The 23,533-nt window shown below is 71.1% G+C and carries 17 protein-coding genes; 12 read left to right on the top strand and 5 right to left on the bottom strand.

The window, feature by feature from the left end:
* The first annotated feature begins 131 nt into the window (after positions 1–131).
* Positions 132–314 carry a hypothetical protein gene (locus ASD23_RS04570; protein ID WP_056006814.1) on the top strand — a complete coding sequence of 61 codons (183 nt, stop codon included), beginning with the start codon at positions 132–134 and terminating at the stop codon, positions 312–314.
* Between the two features lie 113 nt (positions 315–427).
* Positions 428–3,448: a helix-turn-helix transcriptional regulator gene (locus tag ASD23_RS04565; protein ID WP_235507625.1), complete on the top strand. Its 3,021-nt coding sequence runs from the start codon at positions 428–430 to the stop codon at positions 3,446–3,448.
* A gap of 116 nt (positions 3,449–3,564) precedes the next feature.
* Here ASD23_RS04565 and ASD23_RS04560 read toward each other — a convergent pair whose 3' ends face one another.
* Positions 3,565–5,088, bottom strand: coding sequence for a leucyl aminopeptidase (locus tag ASD23_RS04560; protein WP_056006808.1), 1,524 nt, complete (start codon positions 5,086–5,088; stop codon positions 3,565–3,567).
* Positions 5,085–6,806, bottom strand: a complete 1,722-nt coding sequence (locus tag ASD23_RS04555) for an MFS transporter (RefSeq protein ID WP_082571181.1) — start codon at positions 6,804–6,806, stop codon at positions 5,085–5,087. The genes ASD23_RS04560 and ASD23_RS04555 overlap by 4 nt, the downstream gene beginning before the upstream one ends.
* 113 nt (positions 6,807–6,919) lie before the next feature.
* Here ASD23_RS04555 and ASD23_RS04550 point away from each other — a divergent pair, with 113 nt between their 5' ends.
* Together ASD23_RS04550 and ASD23_RS04545 are read left to right on the top strand one after the other, a co-directional pair.
* Positions 6,920–8,671, top strand: a complete 1,752-nt coding sequence (locus tag ASD23_RS04550; RefSeq protein WP_157377003.1) for a threonine/serine ThrE exporter family protein — start codon at positions 6,920–6,922, stop codon at positions 8,669–8,671.
* A 27-nt stretch (positions 8,672–8,698) separates the two neighbouring features.
* A complete protein-coding gene (locus tag ASD23_RS04545; protein WP_056006802.1) occupies positions 8,699–10,258 on the top strand; it encodes an SLC13 family permease in 1,560 nt (519 codons plus the stop codon).
* 160 nt (positions 10,259–10,418) lie between these two features.
* On the opposite strand, the gene ASD23_RS04540 is transcribed toward ASD23_RS04545, so the two are convergent.
* A complete protein-coding gene (locus ASD23_RS04540; protein ID WP_082571180.1) occupies positions 10,419–13,373 on the bottom strand; it encodes a GH32 C-terminal domain-containing protein in 2,955 nt (984 codons plus the stop codon).
* Between the two features lie 146 nt (positions 13,374–13,519).
* Here ASD23_RS04540 and ASD23_RS18775 point away from each other — a divergent pair, with 146 nt between their 5' ends.
* The gene (locus tag ASD23_RS18775; RefSeq protein ID WP_056006799.1) at positions 13,520–14,038 is read left to right on the top strand and encodes a GNAT family N-acetyltransferase; all 519 of its coding nucleotides are present in this window, start codon (positions 13,520–13,522) and stop codon (positions 14,036–14,038) included.
* Positions 14,039–14,042: 4 nt separating this feature from the next.
* Here the strand turns inward: ASD23_RS18775 and ASD23_RS04530 are convergent, their stop codons facing one another.
* Entirely contained in the window at positions 14,043–14,999 is a 957-nt protein-coding gene (locus ASD23_RS04530) for a carbohydrate kinase family protein (RefSeq protein WP_056006796.1), read from the bottom strand.
* Positions 15,000–15,003: 4 nt separating this feature from the next.
* Complete coding sequence (locus tag ASD23_RS04525; protein WP_056006792.1) at positions 15,004–16,008, bottom strand: LacI family DNA-binding transcriptional regulator; 1,005 nt, start codon at positions 16,006–16,008, stop codon at positions 15,004–15,006.
* Between the two features lie 175 nt (positions 16,009–16,183).
* Here ASD23_RS04525 and ASD23_RS04520 point away from each other — a divergent pair, with 175 nt between their 5' ends.
* The 7 genes from ASD23_RS04520 to ASD23_RS04490 all read left to right on the top strand — a co-directional run bounded on the left by ASD23_RS04520 (position 16,184) and on the right by ASD23_RS04490 (position 23,528).
* Entirely contained in the window at positions 16,184–17,278 is a 1,095-nt protein-coding gene (locus tag ASD23_RS04520) for a substrate-binding domain-containing protein (RefSeq protein WP_056006789.1), read from the top strand.
* Between the two features lie 134 nt (positions 17,279–17,412).
* Positions 17,413–18,453: an ABC transporter permease gene (locus tag ASD23_RS04515; protein ID WP_056006786.1), complete on the top strand. Its 1,041-nt coding sequence runs from the start codon at positions 17,413–17,415 to the stop codon at positions 18,451–18,453.
* Positions 18,450–19,262: an ATP-binding cassette domain-containing protein gene (locus ASD23_RS04510; RefSeq protein WP_056006783.1), complete on the top strand. Its 813-nt coding sequence runs from the start codon at positions 18,450–18,452 to the stop codon at positions 19,260–19,262. The genes ASD23_RS04515 and ASD23_RS04510 overlap by 4 nt, the downstream gene beginning before the upstream one ends.
* Positions 19,259–19,633 carry a putative quinol monooxygenase gene (locus ASD23_RS04505; RefSeq protein ID WP_235507624.1) on the top strand — a complete coding sequence of 125 codons (375 nt, stop codon included), beginning with the start codon at positions 19,259–19,261 and terminating at the stop codon, positions 19,631–19,633. The genes ASD23_RS04510 and ASD23_RS04505 overlap by 4 nt, the downstream gene beginning before the upstream one ends.
* Positions 19,634–19,710: 77 nt before the next feature.
* Positions 19,711–20,367 (top strand): TetR/AcrR family transcriptional regulator, encoded by a 657-nt coding sequence (locus ASD23_RS04500; RefSeq protein WP_056006780.1) that lies wholly within the window; start codon positions 19,711–19,713, stop codon positions 20,365–20,367.
* A gap of 169 nt (positions 20,368–20,536) precedes the next feature.
* Positions 20,537–21,991: an MFS transporter gene (locus tag ASD23_RS04495; protein WP_056006777.1), complete on the top strand. Its 1,455-nt coding sequence runs from the start codon at positions 20,537–20,539 to the stop codon at positions 21,989–21,991.
* A gap of 16 nt (positions 21,992–22,007) precedes the next feature.
* Positions 22,008–23,528, top strand: coding sequence for an FGGY family carbohydrate kinase (locus tag ASD23_RS04490; RefSeq protein WP_056006774.1), 1,521 nt, complete (start codon positions 22,008–22,010; stop codon positions 23,526–23,528).
* The last annotated feature ends 5 nt before the right edge of the window (positions 23,529–23,533 follow it).

Here is a 23,533-nt window from a genome sequence, read left to right as displayed (position 1 = left end):
GCGGTGCCGCCTCACACGGATCTGAGGCGGCATCCGCATGAAATAGGGCGATCGCCCGATGAGCCTCAGGTGCCTCAGAGCGCACGCTGGAGGCATCCGGTCGAACGATCGGGAAGACCCAGGAGGGGAACATGCAGTTCTCTGCAGACTTCATGGCACTGCACGCGCACCAGAGCGACGTGCACCGCGCCGAGTGGGAGCTCGGGCTGCGTCGCGCGGCCGACGAGTCCGGTTCCGACGACGCGGGGGCGTCGCCCGAACCGGCTCGTCGCCACCGCCGCATGCACCGGGCGCCGCGTCTCGCCCTGCGGTGAGCACGACCGCGACGGCGGAGGCGGTTCGCACGGTCGATCCGCCGATTCCGCCATCCGCGATCACGGATGCCGCGGCAGCTGCCGCTGTCGGGGGGACGTGGCACGATGAGATCGTGACCACGTCGACGGCGGCCATGGTCGGCCGCGACGCCGACCTCGCGAGGCTCAACGAGCGCCTCGACGAGGTGCGCGCCGGCGCGCCCTTCACCGTCGTCATCGGCGGTGAGGCGGGCATCGGCAAGACGCGGCTCGTGCGCGAGTTCGAGCGCGGGCTGCCGTCAGACGTGCGCCTCCTGGCGGGGCAGTGCGTCGACCTCGGCAGCGTCGCGGCGCCGTACGCGCCCGTCAAGGCGGCGCTGCGCACGCTCATCGCCGACCTCGGGCGCGACCGAGTGCTCGAGGCGGCCGGCCCCGGACGGCCGGCGCTCGCGGCGCTCCTGCCCGAGCTCGCGGCATCCGACCCCGACGCGGCCGCGACGGCCGCCCCCGCCGGTGTCGGCGCCGCGACGGGCCAGCTGCACGAGGGCATCGCGGTGCTGCTCGAGAGCGTCTCGCGCGAGCGGCCGGTGGTGCTCCTCATCGAAGACCTGCACTGGGTCGACGCCGCCACGCTCGCACTGCTCCGATTCCTCATGCGCGCCCTCGGTTCGAGCCGGGTGCTCACGGTGCTGACCTACCGCAGCGAAGACGTCACCAGGGGGCATCCGCTGCGCGCCTTCCTCTCCGAGGCCGAGCGCGACCGCTGGGTCGAGCGACGCGACCTCTCGCGCCTGACCCGCGCCCAGGTGCGCAAGCTCACGAAGTCGCTCGTCGGGGATCCGCCCACCGACGCGGTCATCGACACGGTCTTCCGCCGCAGCGACGGCGTGCCGTTCTTCGTCGAAGAGCTCGTCGGCCTCGACGGGTGCCGTGACGAGCGCGAGCTGCCAGACACGCTCCGCGAACTGCTACTGGCGCGCTACGAGCGCCTCAGCGATCCGGCCCAGGGGCTGCTGCGGGTCATCAGCGTGGGCGGCGTGCGCATCTCCCACGCCATGCTCGAGACGGTCTTCGACGGCTCGGCCGACGAGCTCGAGCTCGCAGCGCGCGAGAGCGTGCTGGCCGGCGTGCTCACGATCGACGGCGACGACTACGCCTTCCGCCATGCGCTCGTGCGAGAGGCGATCCTCGCCGACCTGCTGCCCGGCGAGCGGGCGCGATTCCACTCGCGGTACGCCGAGGCCTATGAGGCCGCCGCCGCCGCGGGCACTCGGCGCCTCGCAGCCGAGATCTCCTTCCACTGGCTCGGCGCGCACGACGCAGCTCGCGCGTTCCCCGCCACGATCCACGCGATGCGTGAGGCGCGCGCCGCGGCCGCCTACGCCACCGCCGCACAGCTCGGCGAGCGGGCGATCGGCCTCTGGGACGTCGTGCCCGAACCCGAGCGATCGTCGGGCATGACGAAGCTCGAACTGATGGGGCGCACCGCCTCGCACCTGCGCAACGCCGGCGAAGGCGAGCGCAGTCTCGCGCTCGTCAAGGCCGCGCTCGCCGAGTGCCCGCGCGACGAGCCGCAGTATCCCCGATTCCTGCGTGACAAGGCCATGGATCTCGCCAGCGTCGGGCGACCGGGGTCGATCCCCGTGCTCGAAGAGGCGCTCGAGGTCCTCGGCGAGCGTCCGAGCGAACTCCGCATGACCGTGCTCATCGTGCTCGCCGGCCGGTTCATGATCGAAGGGCGTCTCGACGAGGCCGTCGACACCGCCGAGCGCGCGCTCGAGGTCGCCATCGAGGTCGAATCGCCCCGCTACGCCTCGCTCGCCGCGAACGTGGCGGCGGTCAGCCGGGCGAGCCGAGGCGAGGTCGATGCGGGGTTCGCCGGCCTCGAGCATGCACGAGAGCTCTCCCACGGCGACGGCGCTGCGATGCTGCGTTACTGGGTCAACGCCTCCGACCTGCACTTCCTCGTCGGCAACTACGCCGAGGCGGTGCGCCTCGCCGAAGAGGGCCTCGAGCAGGCGAGGGCGCAGGGCGTCGAGCGCAGTTCCGGCCTGATCCTCGCTTCGAACGCCGTCGACCCGCTCTTCGCGCTCGGCGAGTGGGATCGCGCGGCGGTGCTCATCGAGCGCGCCCTCGCGCTCGACCCGCCGGGGCCCTTCGGGGTCTACCTGCAGCGGGCGCGCATCTGGTCGATCCTCTGGCTCGGCGAGCCGGTGCGAGCCGCCGAGCAGTTGCGGAGGGTCCGCTCGACGATGACCGAGATCATGGAGGTCGAGGTGCAGACGCGCCTCAGCGTCAGTCGTGTCGCGGCCGAGGTCGCACTCGCCGGAGGCGACGTCGCCGGCGCATGGCGCGAGGCGAAGCGCGTGCTCGACGAACGGGGCGGGCCACTGCCCGGCTACGGACTCCCGCTCGCCTGGGTCGCGGCCCGGGTCATCGGGGCGGGCCGTACCGGCGCGGGAGGGGTCATCGGCCGTGAACAGGCCGGCGGCATCCCCGCCGAGCTCGTCGCCGAGATCAGCGCGGCGGAGCCCGCCCTTCGCGAGGTGCTCGCGGGCATGGACTGGCCCACCCGCTCCCTCTGGGCCGCGTTCTTCGAGGCCGAACTCGCCGAAGCACCCGAAGGGGCGGCCGGATCCGACGCCGAAGCCTGGCGGGTCGCGGCGAAGGCGGCAGCGGCGCCCTCGGCCCCGGGATACCTCGCGCCGTACGCCCTCACCCGCCAGGGAGAGGCCGAGCTCGCCGCCGGCGACCGCGCCGCCGCGAAGGTCACGCTGCAGAGCGCCTTCGACCTCGCCCTCAGCGGCGGCGTCGGCGCGGTACGCGATCGCGTCGAGCAGGTCGCCGCGGCCGCGGGGCTCGCGCTCGACGGCGGCATGGGGTCGGGCAGGGCCAAGGCCGGGGCGGGTGCCGGCCCGGGCATCGCGGGTTCTGCGGCATCCGATGCCATCGCGGCCGCCGAGGCGACCGCCGAGCTCACCGCCCGTGAACGGCAGGTGCTCGAACTCATCGCCGAGGGGCTCAGCAACCGCCAGATCGGCGAACGGCTCTTCATCAGCGGCAAGACCGCGAGCGTGCACGTGTCGGCGATCCTCCGCAAGCTCGGCGCGGCCACGCGCACCGAAGCGGCCTACCGCGCCGGCGTGCTGCGCTGACCCTGCCGGCACCGGGCCGTTGCGTGGCGCGAGAGGCACCGTCTCGCGTGGCAGGCACCCGCTTCGCGTCCTCCGGCACGCGTCGTTGCCCCGACGTGCGCCGCAATGGCCCTGCGTCAGCGCGCCGTCTGGAACCCCCGCGCCACGTCGATGAGGATCCGCGTGCCGAACCCGGTGGCGCCCTTCGAACGCCACGATTCGTCGGCATCCGACTGCATCGTGCCCGCGATGTCGAGGTGCGCCCACGGCGTCGTGCCCACGAAGTGGTCGAGGAACAGCGCCGCCGTCGTCGCGCCCGCGAAGGTGCCGCCGAGGTTCGAGAGGTCGGCGACCTGCGAGTCGAGCTGCTTGCGGTAGCGGCGCTCGAGGGGCAACCGCCAGACCTGCTCGTCGGTCGCCGCCGAGGCGCGCTCGACCGAGGCGAGGGTCGTCTCGTCGTTGCCGAAGAGCGCTGCGGTCGAGGTGCCGAGCGCCATGAGGGCGGCGCCCGTGAGCGTCGCGATGTCGATGATCGTGTCGACGCCCTCCTCGTTCGCGAGGGCGATGGCATCCATCATCACGAGCCGGCCCTCGGCATCGGTGTTCTTCACCTCGACGGTCGTGCCGTTCCGCGCGGTGAGCACGTCGCCGAGCTGGTACGCCGAGCCCGACGGCATGTTGTCGGTGCACATGAGCCAGCCGGTGACGGTCGCGGTGGAACGCAGCGCCCGCAACGCGGTGAAGGCGCCGAGCACGGATGCCGCGCCGCCCATGTCCATCTTCATGAGCAGGTGCATCGGGTCGGACGGCTTCAGGCTGATGCCGCCCGAGTCGTACATGATGCCCTTGCCGACGAGCCCGAGATGCCCGGTCGGGGTGCCGACGGGCGTGTAGCGGAGCTTCACCATGCGCGGTTCCTCGGTCGAGCCGCGGTTGACGCCCAGCAGGCCGCCGCACCCGAGCTCGATGAGCTGCTGCTTGTCGAAGACCTCGACCTCGAAGCCGAAGCGTGCGCCGAGCGACACGGCGACGTCGGCCAGGTCGGTCGCGGTCAAGTGGCCAGGGGGAGCGTTCGCGAGGTCGCGGGCCACGTTCGCGGCACGTGCGGTGACGAGGCCGGCCTCGATGCCGGCGGCGAGTTCGACGGCATCGGAGCCGGCGGTCGGCACGTCGCCGATGCGCAGGACGAGTCGCTCGAACGGTGCACCGCTCGGCTTCGTCGAGCGACCGGTGTACCGGTAGCTTCCGAGGACAGCGCCCTCCGCGATCGCCTGACCGGCCGATGCCCGGTCGAGCGAGCCGAGCTCGGGGATCTCGAACCCGATGCGCGAGGCCTTGGCGGCGGCGCGCACGAGGTTCGCCGTGGCATCCCGCAACCCGTTGATCGTGAGTTCGGCGGTCGGGCCGCCGCCGACGAGCACCGTCGGCTCGGCGCCGGGCATGTACAGCGTCTGCCCCGGCTTCGCCTCGAAGCCGGCGCGCTCCCATGCTGCCTGGTCCAGACCAGCGATCGACTCGGCGTCGGCGACCGGGGTGGTGACGAGCACGCCCGTCACCTCGGTGTCGCCCAGCGCTTCGCCGAGCGTGACGGACGGGGAGTTCGCGAGCGACGACACCGCGTCGAAGTCGTCGGGGATGAGCTTGTTCGCGCTGCGGGTCATGCCGGTGTCTCCTTCTGGGCGAGGTCGTCGAGGTCGAGTCCATCGAGGTCGTTGACGTCATCGAGGTCGACGGGGTCGATCGCGTCGCCGTCGTCGGGCTCGAGCTTCTCGGGCAGTTCGTCGCGACGGCGTCCGGGCATGCGGGTCGCCGGCACGATCGCGAGGAGCGAGAGCGCTGCGAGGCCGAGCAATGAGACCTTGAGCGCCTGCAGGCGCGCCTCGGCGTTGATGGCGATCGCGGCGTCGAGCTGCGGCCCGGTCGCTCGGGACTCGAGCACGGCGGCGAGCTGCTCGTTCGTGAGGAAGTCGGCCTCGTTGATGTTCACCTGCGCGATGAGCTCGTCGGAGATCTCGGGATGCTCCTGCGCGCCGCTGAGCAGCAGCGTCGAGAGCATGCCGACGGCGAACGCCGTCGCCACCGCGATGCCGACGCTGCCCGAGAGGTTGTGCACGAGCCCGCGCCACGCACCGACGTCGCCCGCGAGCTGCTTGGGCGCCGAGGAGAGCAGGGTGTTGAAGACGAGCGCGACGATCGCGCCCTGGCCGAGGCCGAGCAGGATGAGTCCGGCGACGACGAAGCCCTGGCTCCATTCCCCGCGCACGGTGAAGGCGAGGAGCGTGAGCGCCGACGCCACCACGACGAAACCGGCACTCGCGATCGCCTTCGGCGTGAACCGCCCGTAGAGCGAGGCGACGAACGTCGAGGCGAGGAAGATCGAGAGCGTGTAGGGGATGATCGAGAACGACGTCTCGATGCTCGAGCGGCCCTGCACGACCTGGATGTAGAGCGGGATCAGGAAGTTCGCCGCGGTGCCCACGAACAGCATGATCGCCATGCACGCCGTGATGGCCCGCTCGGAGCCCGTCGCGAGCACGCGCAGGTCGAAGATGCGCGGCTTGCCCTCGCGCCCGCGGCGACGCAGCCAGGAGAAGAACACCTGGCCGACGATGAGGCCCGCGATCACGAGCACCGGTGCCGGAGAGATGCCGAGGATGTCGAACGGTGCCTGACTCGTCGCGAGCCACACGCCCCAGGTCGAGAGTCCCGAGAAGCCGAAGCTCAGGAGGATGACCGCGACGGCCGCGAGGATGGCGCCGGTCCAGTCGATGGAGAGCCCGGGCTGTGCCGTCACCCGCTTGAGCATGAAGCTCAGCAGCAGGTTGACGACGGCGAGGGCGACCATCAGCACGAACGACCAGCGCCAGCCGATCGTGTTCGCGAACCAGCCGGCGAGCAGGAGCGCCAGCACGCCGGCCGCGGGGATGGCCGCCGCCAGGAGGCCGATCGCCCTGCCCTGCTGCAGGCCGTGGTAGTTCGTCGCGATGAAGACGGTGAGCGCCGGGGCGATGAGTGCGATGACCGCGCCCGACGAGGCCTGCGCGATGAACAGCATCGCGGGCGACACGCTGAGCGCGACCCCCAGCATGGCCAGGCCGTGGATCGCGACGGCGATCTGGAAGACCCCGCGGCTGCCGAACCGCGAGCCGATCTTCGCCCCGAGCAGGATGAAGGCCGCCATCGCGAAGGTTCCCGCGGTGATCGCCGTGCCGACCGTGCTCGCCGGAGTGTCGAGTTCGGTCGTGATGCCGGCCATCGAGACGGTGAGGGCGTTCACCGCGAACGAGACCTGGATCTGCGTCATGACGACGACGACGAGGGCGAGCCACGAGGTCTTCGCGATCGGTGCGACGACGGATGCCTCGGCCTGCGTGCTCATGAACGTCCCCCCGAGTTCAATCTGCTGTTGCTGCTCACCGTAGTGGCACACGGGTCGTCGGCGATACGGCACGGCGTTGAGCCGGGCGGGCGGCCGAGACTACAGTGAGCGACATGTCAGCCGGGGGGCGAACGCGGATCGTCGTCGCGATCGGCGCGCTCGCCGGCGCGGGCTGGTTCGGCATCGGGTGCATCGCGGGCACCCCGCCGGCCGCCTGGGCGACGGCGACGGCGCCGGTCGTCGAGCCGCTGCCGACCGATGAGCCGATCGAGTCGACGCCCCCCGCCACGGAACCCGAACCCGAACCCACCCCGACGACCGAGCCGGAGCCGACCGATGAGCCGGTGCCGACCACGCCGCCGCCCACGACCGAGGCGCCCGCGTCGGAGGTGCCGCCGACGCCGACCGAGACGCCGTCGCAGGCGCCGGTGCTCGAACCCGTGCCGCCCGCGGTGCTCGACGAGAGCGAGTCGCCGTGGTCGTGGATCATCGCGGCGGTCGTGTTGCTCGCGAGCGCAGCGGTGCTCTTCGCGATCCGCCGGCCCGGAGTGTCCGAGGAGGAGACGGAGACTGGCGAACTCGCGACGAGGGCGCTCGCCCCGGGCGTGCTCACGCCGGGAGGGCCGGCGGCGGGCACCACCCCGCCGCCCGCCGTCACGCTCGCCGCGATGGAGTCGGTCGGCGAGGCGATGATCGATGCCGGCTACTCGGTGACCACCGTGCACGCCGCCCTGCTCGACATCGCCACGGTGAACGCCGCCCCGGCGACGGAGATCATCGTCTTCCCGACCGCCCTGATCGTCTCGGCCCGCGGCGTCGGCGACCTCAGCACCGGTGCCGTCTCGAGCGGCAGCAGCAAGCTCACGCTGTCGCAGATCGACGCGCTGAACCGCACGGTCGAGGCCGCCCGCTCCGGTGCGATCGACCCAGCCACGACGCGGCGCCGCATCCGCGCGCTCCGCCGACAGCCGATGCCGTACTCGCCGGTGCAACGGGTGGTGGCGTACGCACTCCTCTCCGGCGGGCTCTCGGTGCTGCTCGGCGCCTCGTGGGCGGGCGCGGGAGCCGCCGCGGTGCTCGGCGTGTTCGCGGGCGCGGCACAGCTCCTCTCGGCTCGAGCGCCGCGCGACTACCAGGCGCTCGTGACGGTGGCGATCGCGTTCGGCGTCTCGATCGCCGTGTTCCTGCTCATCAGGGCGGGTCTCGACCCGGGCGTGCTCCCCGCCCTCATCGCCCCTCTCGTGACACTGCTGCCCGGTTCCCTCCTCACGACCGGCGTCATCGAGCTCGCGACCGGCCAGATGATGTCGGGCGGAGGTCGACTCGCGGCGGGCACCATGCAGCTGGTGCTGCTCGCCGTCGGCATCGTCGGGGCGGCGGCGCTCGTCGGCGTGCCGCGCATCGACTTCACGACGGCGTCGCTGCCGATCGGTCCGATCGCGCCGTGGATCGCCGTCGCCGTGTTCGGCGTCGGCATCGTCGTCTACAACTGCGGGCGCCGCGACTCCATCGTCTGGATCCTGCTGGTGCTCTATTCGGCCTACGGCGCCCAGGTCATCGGCGACGTCTTCTTCGGCGGCGTGCTCTCGGCCTTCGTGGGGGCGCTCGTGATGACGCCCGTCGCGGTGCTCGTGGCTCGGCAGCGCACCGGCCCGCCGGCGGTCGTCAGCTTCCTGCCGGCATTCTGGTTGCTCGTCCCCGGGGCGATCGGGCTCGTCGGCGTCGCCACCATCCTCGGCGGCGACCAGGCAGGGGCCGACACCCTCGTGACCACGGCGTCGACGATGGTCGCGATCGCGCTCGGCATCCTCGCGGGGTCGGCCGTCACGGGACGGCTGCGGTCCTCGCGCGGCCCCCTCCTGTAGCGGTTGCCTCGCAGCTAGTCTGTGCCCATGGACCCCGTCGCGACCACGCTCGTCATCCTGGCGCTCGCGATCATCGCGTTCATGTCGAACCGCGTGCCGCTCGGCATCGTCGCGATCGGCGTCTCCGTCGCGCTCTGGCTGACCGGCATCCTCGATCTCGGGCAGGCCCTCGCCGGGTTCGGCGACCCGACCGTCATCTTCATCGCCGCCCTCTTCGTCGTCAGTGAATCCCTCGACTCGACGGGCGTCACCGCCTGGGCGGGGCAGCAGGTCATCGGCCGGGCCGGCACGAGGCGCGGGCCGCTGCTCCTCGTCGTGTGCCTGCTCGTCGCGGGGGTCACGGCCCTCATCAGCGTCAACGGGGCGGTGGCCGCGCTCATCCCGGTCGTCGTCGTCGTCGCGACCCGCGTCGGCATCGCGCCGTCGCAGATGCTCATGCCGCTCGCATTCTCGGCGCACGCGGGGTCGCTGCTCGCGCTGACGGGCACCCCGGTGAACATCATCGTGAGCGGGGCCGCCGCCGACGCCGGTGCGCGCCCGTTCGGCTTCTTCGAATTCGGCCTCGTCGGCGTGCCGCTCGTGGTCGGCACCCTGCTGATCATCTCGCTCCTCGGTCGTCGGCTGCTGCCCGAGCGAGCGGCGACCACGCTGCCGCAGGACGTGAGCAAGCATGCGCGCACACTCCGCGAGCAGTACCACCTGCCGGAGGGAACCGAGCTCATCGGGGTGCGCGAGGGCGCCACCGAGGTGGTGGTGGCACCGCGCTCGTCGCTCATCGGCCTGCACCTCTTCCCCGGTATGTGCACGCCGAGCGGCGATCTCGTCGTGCTCGCCGTGCAGCGCGGCGGCGAGGACCTCGTCGGCAGCGACTCGCTGCTGCAGGCCGGGGACACGCTCCTCGTCAGCGGCCCGTGGGGCGAGCTCGAGCGCAACACCGCCGGCCCCGACGTGCTCGTCGTCGACGACCCGGCGACGATGCGCCGTTCGGTGCCGCTCGGTGCCGGCGCGAAGCGCGCGCTCGTGATCCTCGCGGCCATGGTCGTGCTGCTCGCCACGGGCCTCGTGCCGCCGGTGATCGCGGGGCTCGCCGCGGCATCCGCTCTCGTGCTCACCAAGGTCGTGAGCCCGACGCAGGCCTACCGCAGCATCTCGTGGACGACGGTCGTGCTCGTCGCCGGCATGATCCCGCTGTCGACGGCGTTCATCTCGACCGGCACCGCGGCGCTGATCGCCGACGGCCTGCTCGGCCTCGTCGGCGACGCCTCCCCGTACCTGGCGCTGTTCGCGATCTGCGCGCTGACGATGGTGCTCGGCCAGCTCATCTCGAACACCGCGACCGTGCTCATCGTTGCGCCCGTCGCCGTCGTCGTCGCCGCGGACCTCGGGGTGTCGGTGCTGCCGTTCATGATGGCGCTCACGGTGGCCGGTGCGGCCTCGTTCCTCACGCCCGTCGCGACGCCCGCGAACACCATGGTGCTCGAGCCCGGCGGCTACCGCTTCGGCGACTACTGGAAGCTCGGGCTGCCGCTGCTCCTGCTGTTCCTCGTCGTCGCGGTGTTCTTCGTGCCGTTCGTGTGGCCGTTCTGACGACGCCCCCCACAGGTGCTCGGGGTGCGAATCATCCGCTGCACCCGCGGCCGACCTCGGAGATCTGCATTGGATCGGACGGAGGTGAACCCTCCGCCCGAATCGCCGCAGATCTCCGAGGTCGCGCCTGAGCTCGCGCGGCTCGCCCGGCCTGCCCGGCTCAGCCGGCTACGCGCACAAGCAGCTCGCCGCTCGGCGTGACACCTGCCGAGTTCTCGACCTCGACCGAGTAGCGGTGCTCGCCCGGCGCGGCATCCGTGACGTCGAACTCGACGACCCGGCCGTCGCCGGCCGAACGGTAGACGCGACCGACCACCGAGCCGTTCTCGACGAGGCGGACGACGGTCGTCGGCTCGCCCTTGGCGACCTTGACCTTGACGACGAAGTCGCCGTCGGCATCCGGGCCCTTCCGCGGCCCCGTGAGCGCCGACACCTCGGCCGCCGCCGGTGCCGCCGTGGCATCGTCGGCACCCGACTCCCGGTACATCGCGCCGTGCATCGGCGTCACCGTGAGCGACTCGAGGGTCGCGCCCTCCCCGTCGGCCCAGAGCCCGATGGCGTCGGCACCGGCGTTCGGGAACACCTGGTCGGTGATCGTCGTACGCCCGTCGGCCGTGAATACCTCGACAGAGGAGCGGTCGATGTAGGCCGTCAGCGCGACCGTACCGTCGGCGTCGAGCGCGACGGGAGCGTCGTCGATCGAGGCGAACGCCGGGTGGAAGCCCGTGTTCCCCGAGTCCCGCCGGTCGACGAAGAGCCGGCCGGATGCCGCGTCGTACCCGATGCGCGTCGCCGACTCGTCATCGCCCAGCACGCTGAGCCCGACGGCGTCGGCGTCGCCGGGTCGCAGCACGGCGTCGATGCGCACGACCTCGCCCGACACGGGCAGCGTCGAAGCACCGTCGGCGATCGGCCGTGCGGCATCCGTGAAGGCCCGATCGGTCTGCTCGAGCTCGGCGAACTCGGGTACGACCTGCTGCACGAGTCGCGGGCCGCGCCCGGTCGTCACGAGCGACACGTCGCGCGGCAGGGCCATGGCGCTTCGCCACGTGCCGGTCGGGATGTCGTTCGCGTAGTCCCAGTTGTTCATCCAGCCGAGCATCACGCGCCGGCCGTCGGGAGCGCCCGAGAACGACACGGTCGCGTAGTAGTCGCGGCCCCAGTCGAGCCAGTCGTAGCCCTCGATGCGCGGCGCGGCCGCGACATCCGAGAACATCACCTGGTCGACGAGCACGTGGCCCCAACCGAAGCGGTTGTTGTCGACGATGCGAACGGATGCCTCCTGCCCGGCGAACTCGGCGACGTTCCAGTTCACCCAGTCGAGGTTCTCGCTGCCCCGGCCGGTCGCCGTGCGCACGACCTCGCCGTCGACGACGAGGTTGACGCTCGTCTCCTCGCTGCGGGGCAGGGCCGCCGCTCCGCCGAGCACGAGGTGGTCGACGGTGAGGTGACCCCAGCCGCCGGTGGCGTCGTCGTGCACCTGGAACTGCGCGTCGCGGCCCGAGAACTCCGAGACGTCCCACGACTTCCAGTTCAGCTGACCGCCTTCGGGGCCGGTCGCCGTGCGCACGACCTCGCCGTCGACGAGCAGACGCGCCTCGAGCGTGCCGTCGGAGCGCTTGCCGCCGCCGAGCAGGAACGACAGGTGATCCTCGCCCGGCTCGATCGTGAAGGCGGGCGACGTGAGGTCGCCCAGGTTGGTGTCGCCGTACGGCCCGGATTCGAAGGTGTTGATGCGCTTCTGGCCGAGGTAGTAGTCGCCGCCCTGCGTCGACGGGCTGCGGCTCGGATCGATCGCGAAGTCGCCCGTCGCCGTCCAGCCGGTGTCGGCGAGGGTCGTGCCGTCAGCGAACTCGAAGCCGTCGAAGAGCAGGCGCCCGGCGGGCGGCTCATTGCCGAGCTGCGTGCCGTCGACGTGCGGGTGGTTGCCACCCCCGACGAGCAGGTTCACGAAGGGCTCGTCGATCGTGAACTCGGGAGACTCGAGCGTGCCGACGGGCCAGTCGAAGTCGTTGAACCCGTTCACGAGGCCGGCGCCGAGGTGGCCGGTCACGGCGTTCTGGCCAGGCAGGGTTCCCGACGCGGGGGCGTCGCCCCAGGGCCCGTTCTTCCAATTGCCCGGCTCGTTGCCGACGACCCAGTCGCCGTACGTGCCGTCGTCGAACCCGGCGAAGAGCTCGCCGGGCGGCACCGCGGCATCCGACACCGTGCTCTCGGAAGTGAACGTCGTGCCGTCGAACTCGCCCACGAAGTACTGGCCGCCCGAACCGCCGGCGACCGCACCCGGGTTCAGGTTGACCACCATGACCCATTTAGTGTTCGCGGGGTCGCCGTCGACCGGAAGCGGGAAGAGGTCGGGGCACTCCCAGATGCCGCCCGCGGCGTTCGCCGGACCGAAGTCGCTGAGATGCGTCCAGGTCTTCAGGTCGTCGCTCCGCGAGAGCACGACCTTGTACTGCAGGGCCTCGACCGCGGCCATCACCCAGTACGACTCGCCCGTGGCCGGGTTCGTGTAGCGGAAGACCTTCGGGTCGCGGAAGTTCGCGGAGTCGCGGTCGTAGACGGGGTTGCCGAGGTACTTCGTCCAGGTCTGCCCGTGGTCGAGGCTGTAGGCGAGCGACTGGGCCTGCTTGCCGGCGTGCGTCGGGTGGGCGCTCGTGTAGGCGCTCGTGTAGATCGCGATCATCGGCGGGTTCTCGGCCGTGCCGAAGCCGCTCGTGTTCTCTTCGTCGACCACGACCGAGCCCGAGAAGATGTCCTCGATCGCGACGCCGTTCTCGTCGAACGTCTGCGGGATCGCGACCGGCTGCTCCTCCCAGTGCACGAGGTCGGTGCTCGTCGCGTGGCCCCAGCTCATGTTGCCCCACCGGGTGCCCGAGGGGTTGTGCTGGAAGAACAGGTGCCACGTGCCGTCGTCGTAGACGAGGCCGTTCGGGTCGTTCATCCAGTTGCGCTCCGGCGAGAAGTGCAGCGAGGGCCGGTACTGCTCGGAGGCAGGGTCCGGACCCGTGTCTGCGCCTTCGGCCATCGCGGGCATCGCGCCCAGGAGTCCGAGCGCGACTGCCGCGGCCGCCGTAGCGCCGACGGCCGTGCGCCATCGTGATTTCGTCGTCATCGTTCGAATCGCCCTTCATTGCACGAGTGTCGATGCCTGCTTGACATCGTTGTCAGTCAACGACGGCGATGCTACGGACTGTCCGGCGGACATTGCAAGCGGTCGGACGGATGCTCCTTCGCCCACCCACCCCGTACCCTCGACGAATGCACCACACGAGCATCCGACCCGCTGTCATCGCCGACGCCCCGGGCATCGCACGGGTGCACTGGGACAGTCACCAGACCACCTACGTGGAGCCCGGTCGTGTCGCGCGTGAGCGGGTCGAGGCGTGGACCATGGCTGACCGCATCGCGCGGTGGACGGCGAACCTCGCCATCTCGAATGACGTGTACCCGGCACCCGAGGGGTTCCATCGCATGGCGATCTGGGTGGCCGTGGTCGACGGCCGGATCGTCGGCTGGGCGAATACGAGCGCGGGCCGCGACGCCGACGGTCCAAGGGACCTCGAGCTCGAGGGGCTCTACGTGCTCGACGCCCACCACGGCACCGGCGTCGGCCAGGCACTCCTCGATGCGGCGATCGGCGATCGACCCGCCTACCTCTGGGCCCTCGCCGACAACCCGCGCGCCCACGGCTTCTACCGGCGCAACGGCTTCGTCGCCGACGGCACGCGGAAGTTCGACGACCTCTGGCAGATCACCGAGGTGCGCTTCGTGCGCTGACGGTTCAGCTGGAGTGCACGGCCTCTGCATCGGCACGCGGCATCCGCAGCAACGCACCCTCGTGCCGAACCGTCGCCGCGGCGATCAGCATCGCCTCGTGCAGCGCCTGCGCCCAGGCCGTGTCGGTCGCCGGCAGCCCGTCGGCGGCAATGCGTCGCACCATTGCCGCGAGGGTCGCGTCACCGGCACCCATCGTGTCGATCACCAGCCCGGGCAACGTCACGATGCTCGCGTGCACGGGGCTGTCGACGTGGTGCAGCGTGGCACCGTCGCGCCCGGCCGTGGCGAGCACAGCCGATGCGCCTGCGGAGCTGAGCCGCCCCACGAAGGCGTCGAGCGTGTCGCCCAGCAGCAGCTCGGCGTCTTCGTCGCCGACCTTCACGAGGAGCGAGCGCGACGCGAAGTCCTCGAAGTTCGCGAGGAAACGTGCGCGATCGGCGAGCATGCCGGCGCGCGGGTTGCCGTCGACGATCACGCGGCCCGCGGGGTCGGCGATCGCGCCGACGAGCTCGGCGTATTGCTCGGCGTCGTCGAACGGGAAGCAGCTGACGACCACGAGGTCTGCCTCGTCGATCGCGGCGCGGGTGGCGTCGTCGAAGCGGATGCGGCGCCGCTGCGCGGCCTCGTTGAACTCGTAGCGCGGCTCGCCGTCGGTGCGGTCGGAGACGGCGCGCGACGTGCCGTGTTCGGACGGGCTCTCGATGAGACGCACACCGTAGTCGCGCAGGTAGGCGCGGATGCGCGTCGCCGGTTCGTCGTCGCCGAGCATCGCGACGAGCGTCGCCTGTTGGCCGAGCAGGGCGAGCCCGACGGCGACGTTCAGCGCTGCACCGCCGACGAACTCGCGGGCGCCCCTCGGGTCGCGGAGCTCGTCGATGAGCGCGTCGCCGATGACGGTGACACGCGCCACGGAGCCGGACCCGGAGGAGCCGGTGCGTTGCTGCGGCAGTTGCTGCGACATCCGTTCAGCCCTCCGCTCGCGGGGCGATCTCGCCCGAGCCCCGCTCGAGCAGCCGCGTCGGAACGATCGTACGCGCGGCGACCGAGGCATCGCCGTCGAGGCGCGCGAACACGCGTTCGGCGGCGATGCGTCCGATGGCCTGCGGGTTCTGCGCGACGACCGTGACCCCGGGTTCGAGGAGGTCGCCGAGCGGCACGTCGTCGAAGCCGACGAGCGCCGTGTCGTGCTGGCGCCCGAGTTCCCGCAGCGCGCGGATGACGCCGATGGTCACGAGGTTCTGGCTCGAGAAGATCGCGGTGGGCGGGTTCGGAACGTCGAAGAGGGCGAGGGTCGCGGCGCGTGACGTCGCCTCGTCGTGGAGCCCCTCGACGACCTGCTGGCCCCGGGTCGAGACGCCCGCACGACCGAGCTCGTCGAGGTAGCCCCGGTGGCGCTCGCGCGCGGTCTGGATGTCATGGCGGTCGCCGAGGTAGGCGATGCGGCGATGCCCGTGCTCGAGCAGGTGCCTGGTCGCGAGGGCGGCGCCGTCGGAATTGTCGCTGACGACCGCGTCGGAGGTGAGGCCGGCGGGCTCACGGTCGACGAAGACGACCGGGGTGCCGCGCCGCAGTTCGGGCGCGAGGTAGGCCTGGCTCTCGGAGATGGTGGTGAGGATCAGGCCGTCGACGCGGCGGCGGAGGAAGGCGGAGACCGCCTCCTGCTCGCGATCGGGGTCGTCGTCGAGGCTCGACGCGAACACCGAGACCCCGCGAGCGAGGGCGGCGTCTTCGACGGCCCGGTGCACGGCGCCCGAGAACGGGTTGTCGACGCTGCCGACGAGGAGGCCGAGCGTGCGGGTGCGGCCGTCGGCCCTGCGCAGGTTTCCGGCGTGCAGGTCGGGCTGGTAGTCGAGCGTGCGGGCCGCGGCCTCGACCTTGGCGATCGTCGCCGCGGAGACGTTCGGCTCGCCGTTGATGACGCGCGAGACCGTCTTCACGCCGACGCCGGCGAGGGCGGCCACGTGCCGCATCGTCGGTCGCGAACGTGCGCTGTCCGGCGCGGTACTCGAGTTTGACAACGGTGTCACGATTTGCTCCCAAATGTGCAAGTTGGACTTGACTATACATGCGACGGTGAGTTAGACCTATCCCTGACATCGTTGTCAAGGCGACAACGGGCCTTCCAACACCAGAGGAGATTCATCGATGAATCACACAGCACCAGGTGCGCTCCGCCGCCGCCTCATCGCCGCAGGATCGCTGACCGCCGCAGCGGCGCTCGCCCTGACCGGCTGTGCCGCCGGCGCCGACGCAGGCGGCGACAGCGGTGACGCCGACGCGATCGGCGTCTCGCTCATCGTCAAGACCACGACCAACCCGTTCTTCGTCGCCATGCAGGACGGCGCCGAGGCCGCCGCCGACGAACTCGGCGTCGAGCTCACGCTCGCCGCGGGCAAGGAGGACGGCGACGAGGACACCCAGATCCAGGCCATCGAGAACGCCATCTCCAAGGGCGACGCCGGCATCCTGATCACGCCGAACGGGCCCGGCGTCGAAGACGCGCTCGTGAAGGCCCGCGACGCCGGCCTCTTCGTGATCGCGCTCGACACGCCCCCCGCCGATCCCGAAGCCGTCGACATCACCTTCGCGACCGACAACTTCGCGGCCGGCCAGGAGATCGGCGAGTGGACCGCTGCCAAGCTCGCCGGCGAGAAGGCGACCATCGCGCTCATCGACCTCTTCGACGACAAGATCGTCTCGGTCGACTACAACCGCGACCAGGGCTTCCTCGACGGAATGGGCATCGACACCGCCGACGCGGCAGTCAACGGCGACGAGGCGAAGAGCGGCACCTACAGCGGTGGCGACTACGAAATCGTCGGCAACGAGGCATCCGGTGGCGCCGAGGACGGCGGCCGCACCGCCGCCGAGACCCTGCTCTCGAAGAACCCCGACATCAACGTCGTGTACACGATCAACGAACCGGCCGCCTACGGCGCCTACGAGGCGTTCAAGGCAGCCGGCAAGGACGACGTGATCGTCGTCTCCGTCGACGGCGGCTGCGCCGGCGTCGACCAGGTGGCCGAGGGCATCATCGGCGCGACGAGCCAGCAGTACCCGGTCAAGATGGCCGAGCTCGGCGTGCAGGCGATCTTCGACCTCGTGAAGACGGGCAAGGCCCCCGAGACGACCGAGGGCCTCGACTTCTTCGACACCGGCGTCGCGCTCGTCACCGACGACCCGCAGGAGGGTGTCGACTCCATCGACACCACCGAGGGCGGCGAGATCTGCTGGGGCTGATCCCCGGCACCGCATCGTGAGCGGTGCGGGCCGGTGAGGATGCCGCGACGCGGCGCCCCTGGCCATGACGCCGCCCCGCGGCATCCGGTCCCTCCCGGCCCGCACCGCTCACTCACCGAACAACGGAGTACAACGTGACCCAGCAGACCACCGAGCCGCCGACGTCGGCGCTCGACCTGGCCGAGGAGTTCCTCGACCGGACCACCCCGCTCAGCCGCATCCGAAACACGCTGCACCGCTACCCGGCGGTCAGCCCGGCGATCGTGCTCGTGCTCGCCGTCATCGTCTTCGGCCTGCTCAACGACCGCTTCCTGAACCCGGCGAACCTCTCGCTCATCACGCAGCAGGTCGCCGTGGTCGGCACGCTCGCCGTCGCCCAGACCCTCATCATCCTCACCGCGGGCATCGACCTCTCGGTCGGTGCCGTCATGGTCCTGAGCTCGATGGTGATGGCGCAGACGAGCGTCCAGCTCGGCCTCCCGGGAGTGCTCGCCCTCCTCCTCGGCCTCGTCGTCGGACTCGCCGCGGGCGCGTTCAACGGATTCCTCGTCACCCGCCTGAAGCTGCCCCCGTTCATCGTGACGCTCGGCACGCTCAGCATCTTCGTCGCGCTCACCCTGCTGTACTCGGGGGGCGCCACCGTGCGCGGCGCCGAGATGCCCGAACTGCTCACCTCGATGGGCGCCACCTTCAACATCGGCGGCGTGAACTTCACGGTCGGCGTGCTGATGATGCTGCTGCTCTACGTGGTGGTCGCCCTGATCCTCGGGAAGACGGCCTGGGGTCGACACGTCTACGCGGTCGGCGACGACCCCGAGGCCGCGCGCCTCGCCGGCATCAGCGTCAACCGGGTGCTCATGAGCGTCTACCTCGCGGCGGGCGCGATCCTCGCGCTCGGCGCCTGGATCCAGATCGGTCGCACGAACGCAGCGTCGCCCAACGCGGGCGCGGAACTCAACCTCGACTCGATCACCGCCGTCGTCATCGGCGGCACCAGCCTCTTCGGCGGTCGCGGCACCGTGTGGGGCACCCTTCTCGGTGCGCTCATCGTGGGCGTCTTCCGCAACGGCCTGTCGCTCGCCGGGCTCGACGTGCTCTGGCAGACCTTCGCCGTCGGCGTGCTCATCATCGTCGCCGTCTCGGTCGACCAGTGGATTCGAAAGGTACGCAAATGACCACCGCAACGGATGCCGCGGGCCAGGCGCCCGCCGCCGGCCCCGCAGAGACCCGCACCCCGATCCTGCGCGCCCGCCGACTCGTCAAGACGTTCGGCCGGGTCGTCGGCCTCGACGGGGTGAGCCTCGAGCTCTATCCCGGCGAGGTGCTCGCGATCATCGGCGACAACGGCGCCGGCAAGTCGACGCTCATCAAGTGCCTCACGGGCGCCGAGATCCCCGACGAGGGCGAGCTCTTCCTCGACGAGAAGCCGGTGCACTTCAAGCGCCCGCAGGACGCCCGGGCCGCGGGCATCGAGACGGTCTACCAGAACCTCGCCGTCTCCCCGGCGCTCGACGTGGCCGCGAACCTGTTCCTCGGCCGCGAGGAGCGCAAGCGCGGCATCCTCGGTTCGGTGTTCCGCGTCGTCGACCAGAAGGGCATGCGCGAGAAGGCGCGCAACGAGCTGAAGGCGCTCGGCATCTCGACCCTGCAAGACGTCACGGTGCCGGTCGAGAACCTCTCGGGCGGGCAGCGGCAGGCCGTCGCGGTCGCCCGGGCCGCGGCGTTCGGGTCGAAGGTCGTCGTGCTCGACGAGCCGACCGCCGCGCTCGGCGTGCGGGAGTCGAACCAGGTGCTCGAGCTCATCAGGAACCTGCGCGACCGGGGCATCCCCGTCATCCTCATCTCGCACAACATGCCGCATGTCTTCGACGTGGCCGACCGCATCCACATCCAGCGGCTCGGCAAGCGTGCCGCGACGATCACGCCCGAGTCGCACACGATGACCGACGCCGTGGCGATCATGACCGGCGCGCTGCGCGCGTGAGCGAGGCTGACCCCGATGCCGACGGTCGAATCGAGCTGATCGCCGAGTTCACCGCGATCGCCGGCCGTGAGGAGGAGGTCGAGCGCCTCCTCCTCACACTGGCCACCGAAGTTCGTCACGAGAGCGGATGCCTCGACTTCACGCCGCACCGCGTGGTCGAGGCGCCGAGCGGGCCCGCTTTCGCGGCGGCAGCAGCGGCGACCGGGCCGGCGCCGGTCGGCGCTCGGTTCGTCGTGACCGAGGTCTATCGCGACGCCGCGGCATTCGCCGAGCACCTCGCCGCCCCGTACGGCGCCGACTTCAATGCCGCGCTCGGTCCGCTGATCGTCGAGCGCGGATCGGTGCTGACCTTCCTGTCGTCGCTCGACTGACCGGCGCCGACCGGCGCCGGCGGTCGTTCGGGCGCCGACCGCGCGGTTACGCTTGGGGGTCGAGCGCGAGGAGCAGCATGAAACCCGGACCGAGGCGCAGTGTCAGCCAGGTCGACATCGTCGACGCGGCGTTCGAGATCCTCGAGCAGAAGGGCTTCGCCGCCGTGTCAGTGCGCGGGGTCGCTGCGGCGCTCGGACTCACGCCCACGGCGATCTACACGTACTTCCCGTCGAAGAACGCGCTGCTGCGCGCGATGGTCGAGGAGCTGCTGTCGAGCCTCGACCTCGCTGCCGCGGCCGACACCGGCGTTCCCTGGCGAGAGCGCGTGCACGCGCTCGCCGCGGCGATGCGCGCACGCATCGCCGAGCACACGGGCGCCATGGTGCTCGTCACGAGCGGTCCGCTCGACGGGCGTCATGCACTGGGGCTGAACGAGACGCTCATCGCCGGCTTCATGGCCGAGGGGATGCCGCAGGTTGATGCCGCCCGCGCCGCCTACGCCGTGCGGGCTCACGTGCTCGGGGTCGCCGCCCTCGATGCCGCCGAGCGGGTCGACGAAGTCGAGAAGGCAGCCGACCGGTCGACGGCCGGGGCGCTCTGGTCGGATGCCGCGAGCCATCCGCTCACCGAGGCGACCGAGCACCTCGTGTCGGGCGACGCGGAGCCGTCGGCCTTCGCATGGGGGATCGATCGACTGCTCGACGGCGTGCTCGCGGGCAGCAGCACGTCCTGAGCCCGCACCGGGGGCGGCGTCGAAGCGGGGGTTTGACGCACGCCTCGGCGTCGGCTACGGTCGTGACCAATAGGGTAAGAATGGAGACCTCCTGTTGGAGGTTTTCGTCTGCCCTTTTTTGGTTTGTGCGCGTCTCTGACAGGGTTTCCCGACAGAGAGGTCGGACACCGTGCCACAACATCTTCTGCGAGGCGTCAGCGACGTCGTCTCCTTCATCGACTCGCGCTCGCGCATCGGAGGCCGCGCCGGCCTGATCTGGTGGCTCGCGCTCAGTGGGCTGTTCCTCGACGCATTCTCGAACTCGGCGCTCTCCGCCGGTCTCGGGCCGATGACGCGGGACATGGAACTCAGTGCCACGCAGGTCGCGATCCTCACCTCGATGGCGTCGTGGGTCGCGATCGCCTTCAACCCGATCGGCGGATGGCTCGCCGACAAGTGGGGCCGCATTCCTCCGCTGCTCATCGCCAAGGTGCTCGCGCTCGCCGGGGCCATGCTCGCCGCGTTCGCCCCGAGCTTCGAGATGGTGCTCGCCGGCCGCTTCTTCGTCGGCGCCGCCTACGGCATCGACTTCGCGATCGCGATGGCGCTGCTCGCGGAGTTCACCCCCGCCCGCTTCAAGGCCCGCCTGAACACCTGGCAGGGCATCTGGTACGTCGCGGTCTGCTCCAACCTCGTGCTCGCGATCATGTTCTACAACCTGAACGTCGGCGACTCGATCTGGCGCTACTCGGTCGGCACCGCCGGCCTCGTGGCCCTCGTGCTCTTCGTGCTGCAGGCGGTCTTCATGGTCGAGAGCCCGACCTGGCTCGCCCGCAAGGAAAAGCTCACCCGCGCCGCCGCCTCGATGACGAAGATCTACGGTGCCACGTTCACCGCGGCGCCGGTCGAGGACCGGGTCCCCGTCACCAACCAGGCGACGAAGGGGTTCGCGAACGTCGCACTGATCTTCCGCGGCATCTACCTGCCGCGCACGGTGCTCGCCGCGACGGTGCAGATGGCCCAGTCGATCCAGTACTTCGCCGTCGGCTGGTACCTGCCGATCATCAGCATCGCGCTGTTCGGGGAGGACTTCGTGGTCGCGACCCTCGGAGCGCTCGTGTTCAACGTCTTCGGCATCGTCGGCGGGTTCATGTCGCCCGTCATCGGCAAGCGCTTCGGCCTGCGCCGGGCCTCGGCGATCGGGTTCGCCGCGGTGTTCGCGATGCTCGTGGTGCTCGGCTTCTTCTACGAGTCGATGCCGCTGTGGCTCGCCTTCGTGGTGCCGTCGCTGTTCATCCTGTTCCACTCGGGCGGCCCCGGTGCCAACGGCAAGAGCCTCTCGACGCTGTCGTTCCGCAGCGAGCTCCGGGCGGGCGCGAACGGCATCATCGGCGCCATCGGCAGCGCGGGCGCAGCGCTCGGCCTGCTCGTCTTCCCGCTGCTGAAGGAGGGCATCGGCCTCGGCCCGACGTTCCTCATCCTCTCGGTCGTGCCGCTCGTCGCGTTCATCATCTGCTCGATCATCAAGTGGGACCCGACGCGCACCGCGATCAGCCCCGACGAGGAGCTGAACGCGCCGCAGTTCAAGAGCGACGCCGCGGCGCAGGCAGCCGCCGCCGAGGCATCCGTGCTGGCCTCCAAGTAGCGAAGCAGCATCCGACATGACGACTCCCGCGATCCTGGCGATCGACGAAGGAACGACCGGCACGCGTGCGGCGTGGGTCACGGCCGACGGCATCGTGCACGCGCTCGAATACCGCCCCCTCCGTGTCAGCACTCCCGTCGCGGGCGTGGTCGAACAGGATGCGAACGCGATCCTCGACAAGACCATCGACGCCTGCCGCGCGGTCATCGCCCGCGCGGCAGGCGACGGGGTCACCCTCGTCGGCCTCGCCATCGCCACCCAGCGCGCGACCACCGTGCTCTGGGACACGTCGACCGGCCGAGCCCTCGTGCCCGCCATGGTCTGGCAGGACAGCCGCTACGCCGACGAGCTCGCGGCCCTCGGGCCCGACTGGAACGAACGGCTGGTCCGCACCGTCGGCCGCCCGACGGGGGTGCGTTCGCCCTACCTCTGGGCCGCGCACCACCTGCGCGAGACCCCCGAGGTCGCCGCCGCGCACCGGGCGGGCCGACTCGGCTTCGGCACGATCGAGACATGGCTCCTCTGGAGCCTCTCCCGCGATCGCACCTACGCTGCGACCTCCACGAACGCGACCTCGGCGGGCGCCTACGTGCTCGCCCGCCACGAGTACGAGCGCGAGTGGATCGACGCGCTCGGATTCCCGAGCGACCTCCTGCCCGAACTGCGACAGGACGCCGACGACTTCGGCGTGACGGATGCCTCGGTGCTCGGCATCGAGGTGCCGATCCTCGCGGCGGCGGGCGACCAGCACGCGGGCACGGTGGGCCTCGGCTGCCTCAGCAAGGGGCAGGCGATGTGCGTGCACGGCACGGGCAGCTTCGTCGACCTCGTCATCGGTGAGGAGGCGCCGGCGAACCCGGGCCTGTACGACGGGACGCTCACCCTCACGGCGTGGCGGCGGCACGGGGCATCCGTCTTCGCCGTCGAGACGTTCACGGCGACGACCGGCTCGGCCCTCGACTGGGTGTGCGACACCCTCGGCTGGTTCGAGTCATCGAAGCGCATCAGCGAGCTCGCGGCCACGGTGCCGTCGGCGAACGGCGTGATGTTCGTGCCCGCGCTCACCGGCCTCCGGATGCCGGTCATGGAGCCCCGGGCGAAGGCCTCGCTCACGGGCTTCTCGATGTCGACGACGCTGCCCGAGATCGCGTACGCCGTGCTCGAGGGCATCGCGCACTCGGTCGCCTCGAGCGCCGAGGCCGACGAGCAGGTCGCCGGCACGGCGATCACCGAGATCGTCGTCGGCGGCGGGATGTCGGCGAGCGACCCGCTCATCCAGATGCAGGCCGACCTCGTCGGCGTGCCGATGCGGCGCCTGCCCGCCTCGGAGGGCGCGAGCCTGCGCGGGGCGGCGTTCCTCGCCGGCGCCGACGGGCTCCTCTGGAACTCGCTCGAGGAGGCCGCCGCGTCGATGGGCGACGGCGACGTCTTCGAGCCGCTGATCAGCGACGACGAGCGCGCCGAGCGCCGAGCGGCGTGGAACGAACGCATCGACAACGAACTCCGGCTCACCACGAGCCGTGCAACACGGAAGTAGAGAGA

The sequence above is a fragment of the Agromyces sp. Root1464 genome (assembly GCF_001427265.1).
Lineage (GTDB): Bacteria > Actinomycetota > Actinomycetes > Actinomycetales > Microbacteriaceae > Agromyces > Agromyces fucosus.
The sequence above is the reverse complement of the archived record's forward strand: the minus strand, read 5'-3'. Positions and strand labels throughout refer to the sequence as shown.